This window comes from Streptomyces sp. NPDC057654, from assembly GCF_042800135.1.
Classification (GTDB): domain Bacteria; phylum Actinomycetota; class Actinomycetes; order Streptomycetales; family Streptomycetaceae; genus Streptomyces.
This window is the reverse complement of the sequence record NZ_JBHVHQ010001069.1, coordinates 1-2,576: the sequence shown is the minus strand read 5'-3', so window position 1 is coordinate 2,576 and position 2,576 is coordinate 1. Positions and strand designations below refer to the sequence as shown.

The window sequence follows — 2,576 nt, the reverse complement described above, 5'->3', positions numbered from 1 at the left end:
CCCGCCGGCTGAACGAGGTCGTCCAGGCGGTCGCGCCGGCGCTCCAGCGCTCGGGCATCCAGATCCTGCACGCGGTCGGCCCGAAGAATGAGCTGCCGCATGTCGACAACATGCCCGGTATGCCGCCCTATATCCCGGTACCGTACGTGGACCGGATGGACCTCGCGTACGCCGCGGCCGACATGATGCTCTGCCGCGCGGGCGCGATGACCGTCGCCGAGCTGTCCGCCGTCGGGCTGCCCGCCGTGTACGTACCGCTGCCCATCGGCAACGGCGAACAGCGGCTCAACGCCCAGCCGGTGGTCAAGGCGGGCGGCGGCCTGCTGATCGACGACGCCGAGCTGACCCCCGAGTGGGTGCAGGGCAATGTCCTGCCGGTGCTCGCCGACCCGCACCGGCTGTACGAGATGTCGCGGCACGCCGCGGAGTTCGGCCGCCGGGACGCCGACGAGCTGCTCGTCGCGATGGTGTACGAGGCGATCGCCGCACGCAGAGCGGGCTGAACGGCCCGTGGGAGCAGGAGGCTAGGGGAGCGTGGCCGGACCGACGACCGCTCAGCGCGGTGACTCGAAGAGCGGGAAGTCAAAACTTCGGCTTCAGACGAAGCTGGGACTCAAACCCAAATCGAGACCGAAGCCGAAGCAGAAGCCGTCGAAGTCCGGCCCGCCCCGCCGCCCCGGCGGTCGGCGGCTGCCGAGCCGCCGCGCCCTGATCGTCTCCGCCGTCGCGGTCGTCCTGGTCGGGGGCGCCGCCCTCTGGGCGCTGTACGGATCCAGCTGGCTGCGCGCGACGCAGGTGAAGGTCGCCGGAACCAAGGTGCTGACCCCCGGCGAGGTGCGCGACGCGGCGCGCGTACCGCTCGGCGCGCCCCTCGTCTCCGTGGACACCGACGCCATCGCGGCGCGGCTGCGCGCGGAGCTGCCGCGCATCGACACCGTGGACGTCGAACGGTCCTGGCCGCACGGAATCAGACTGAAAGTCACCGAGCGGCAGCCCGAGGCACTCATCAAGAAGGGTGCGAAGTTCGTCGAAGTCGATTCCGGGGGCGTGCGTTTCGCCACAGTGGACAAGCCGCCGAAAGGCGTGCCGTTCCTGGCGGTGGAGCCCGCGAAGGGCGACGGCCCGACGGCGTCGAGCCTGCGGCGGTTCGGCCCGGACCGGCTCCGTGAGGAGGCCGTCCGGGTGGCGGGCGAGCTGCCCGCCGCGGTCCGCAAGGACACCCGGATCATCCGCGTACGCTCGTACGACTCCATCACCCTGGAGCTGACGGACGATCGGAAGGTCATGTGGGGGAGCAGCGAGCGGGGCGCGGAGAAGGCCCGGACGCTCACCGCGCTGATGAAAGCGGCCCGCGGAGCGGATCATTTCGACGTAAGTGCCCCCAGCTCGCCCGCGGTGTCCGGAAGTTGACGCACATCGCAGCAGGCCAGCACCCTGGTTGGCTAGGGCTATGGGTGATCACATAGGGTGAAAAGAAAAACGGGAGGTTCGGCGTGTTCATTGAACGTGCGCCACTTGTCGACTTAGTGTCCTGTTCGGAGAACCCACGGAACAGTGACACCGGTAACCCTAAACTTCAACGTTAGGGTTCGGGTCGGCATTCAGAACCGTCCCCCAGGCATACGTAACTCGAGGCGAGAGGCCTTCGACGTGGCAGCACCGCAGAACTACCTCGCAGTCATCAAGGTCGTCGGCATCGGCGGCGGTGGCGTGAACGCCATCAACCGGATGATCGAGGTCGGTCTCAAGGGCGTCGAGTTCATCGCGATCAACACCGATGCGCAGGCCCTGCTGATGAGCGACGCCGACGTCAAGCTCGACGTCGGCCGGGAGCTCACCCGCGGCCTCGGCGCCGGCGCCAACCCCGACGTCGGCCGCAAGGCGGCCGAGGACCACCGCGAGGAGATCGAGGAGGTCCTCAAGGGGGCCGACATGGTCTTCGTCACCGCGGGTGAGGGCGGCGGCACCGGCACGGGCGGCGCGCCCGTCGTCGCCGACATCGCCCGCTCGCTGGGCGCCCTGACGATCGGTGTGGTCACCCGGCCGTTCACCTTCGAGGGCCGCCGCCGTGCCAACCAGGCCGAGGACGGCATCGCCGGGCTGCGGGAGAATGTCGACACTCTGATCGTCATCCCCAACGACCGGCTGCTGTCGATCTCGGACCGCCAGGTGAGCGTGCTCGACGCGTTCAAGTCCGCGGACCAGGTACTGCTCTCCGGCGTCCAGGGCATCACCGACCTCATCACCACCCCGGGCCTGATCAACCTCGACTTCGCGGACGTCAAGTCCGTGATGTCCGAGGCCGGCTCGGCGCTCATGGGCATCGGCTCGGCGCGCGGCGACGACCGTGCGGTGGCCGCCGCCGAAATGGCGATCTCCTCCCCGCTGCTGGAGGCGTCCATCGACGGCGCCCGCGGGGTGCTGCTCTCCATCTCCGGCGGCAGCGACCTCGGTCTCTTCGAGATCAACGAGGCCGCACAGCTGGTGAGCGAGGCCGCGCACCCCGAGGCCAACATCATCTTCGGCGCGGTCATCGACGACGCGCTCGGCGACGAGGTGCGGGTCACCGTGATCGC

3 protein-coding genes are annotated in these 2,576 nt (G+C 69.4%); all 3 read left to right on the top strand.

Going from position 1 to position 2,576, the window contains the following annotated elements:
* On the top strand, positions 1 to 503 hold a 503-nt coding region (locus tag ACFU99_RS40475; RefSeq protein WP_384402818.1), incomplete at its 5' end, for a glycosyltransferase.
* Positions 504 to 534: 31 nt separating this feature from the next.
* Positions 535 to 1,410: a cell division protein FtsQ/DivIB gene (locus ACFU99_RS40470; RefSeq protein ID WP_384402816.1), complete on the top strand. Its 876-nt coding sequence runs from the start codon at positions 535 to 537 to the stop codon at positions 1,408 to 1,410.
* Between the two features lie 240 nt (positions 1,411 to 1,650).
* Positions 1,651 to 2,576, top strand: a 926-nt coding sequence (ftsZ, locus tag ACFU99_RS40465; RefSeq protein ID WP_384402813.1) for a cell division protein FtsZ, incomplete at its 3' end; no start/stop codon positions are given.